Annotated in this window: 2 protein-coding genes; one reads left to right on the top strand and one right to left on the bottom strand. The window is 70.4% G+C overall.

Annotation, left to right across the window (positions count from 1 at the left end):
* Positions 1-425, top strand: a 425-nt coding sequence (locus tag STRIP9103_RS20555) for a hypothetical protein (RefSeq protein ID WP_048820650.1), incomplete at its 5' end; no start/stop codon positions are given.
* Here the strand turns inward: STRIP9103_RS20555 and STRIP9103_RS20560 are convergent.
* Positions 373-1329: an IS5 family transposase gene (locus tag STRIP9103_RS20560; protein ID WP_009311895.1), complete on the bottom strand. Its 957-nt coding sequence runs from the start codon at positions 1327-1329 to the stop codon at positions 373-375. The genes STRIP9103_RS20555 and STRIP9103_RS20560 overlap by 53 nt on opposite strands.
* Between the last annotated feature and the right edge of the window lie 111 nt (positions 1330-1440).

Consider the following 1440-nt stretch of genomic DNA (forward strand, 5'->3'; position numbering starts at 1 on the left):
AGCTGGACCGGCGGGTGATCGCGCGGGAGGAGCTGGTCGAGGCGTTGGCCGCCTCCGCGGCCGAGACGACTGCGGTGACCGAACCCCGGACCGAGGCCGAGCAGGCAACAGTGCCCTCGCCTGCACCGGTGCCGGGCTCGACGGTGCCGCCGTGGCGAGACGGGCTCCCGGTGACGGTGCTGACCTCGGACTACCAGCGGATTCTGGGTGTGGTGGAGGAGCGGTGCCCGGCGGGCCAGGGGCCGCTCAAGGCCAAGGAGATCGCGGTGGGGCTGGGCCTTCAGACGACGCCGGCCAAGGTCGAGGGGGTGCGCTCGAAGGCCAGGCGCCTGGCGGAGCGCGGGTGGCTGGTGCAGGAGACGTCGGGCATGTTCAGCGCCGGCCGACGGTCCGTGGCCGTGCCAGACGCCGGCCCATCCGCGTGACCATCGACCACCGGATCATCGCCTCGCTGGTAGCGGGCAGTGTTTCGTAATCCCTCGCCAGTCGGCGGGAGTTCATCAGCCACGCGAACGTGCGCTCTGCCACCCAGCGTCTGGGCAGCACCACGAACCCCTGCATGTCGTCGGTGCGTTTGACGATCTCCAAGGTCAGGGCGAGTTTCTGACGGCACCAGTCGACGATGGAGCCGGTGTAGCCGCCGTCGGCCCAGACGAGGGTGATGTCGCGGTGCAGGCTGCGCAGCCGGGCCAACAGGCCCACGGCGGCGTCGCGGTCGCCGATGTTCGCGGCGGTGACCGCGACGACCAGGAGCAAGCCGAGGCAGTCGGTCACGATGTGCCGCTTACGCCCGGGCACTTTCTTCCCGCCGTCGTAACCGCGTGAGGAGGCCGGCACCGTCGCGGCGGCCCGCACCGACTGCGCGTCGATGATCCCGGCCGTGGGCTCGGCCTCTCGGCCTTCGCGCTCCCTTACCCGTCCGCGCAGCCGGTCGTGGAACTCGGCGATCAGCCCGTGCTCGCGCCAGCGGCGGAAGAAGGCGTAAACCCGGCCCCAATCGGGGAAGTCCGCGGGCATCGCCCGCCACGAGATCCCGCCCGCGACCAGATAGCGGATCGCGTCCAACATCTGCCGGTGGCAGTAGCCCTCGGGCTGTCCGCCCCGCCCCTGGAGCCAGGCCGGCACCGGCAGCAGCGGCCGGATGGCCGCCCACTCCGTGTCCGTCATGTCCGACGGATACCGGCGCACCCGTTCGGGACGGTCGGCCGCGTTGCCGTACACGTGCGCGAGGCAATCACACGACACGGCGGGCGAGTTGAAGTCAACGGGCTCGGGCGCGTACAACAACGACAACAGGGCCTCCGGGAACCGCTCGGAATGGGGTCGCACCCCCGAGCTACCAGGAGGCCCTGCCTTCATGCGCATACACCGGGAAGATCACCCCGGCGGGAAACCTGTTCGACCTGCACGTTCCATGATCGGTTGAGATACGGCTTCTGA

It is taken from the genome of Streptomyces ipomoeae 91-03, from assembly GCF_000317595.1.
Taxonomy (GTDB): domain Bacteria; phylum Actinomycetota; class Actinomycetes; order Streptomycetales; family Streptomycetaceae; genus Streptomyces; species Streptomyces ipomoeae.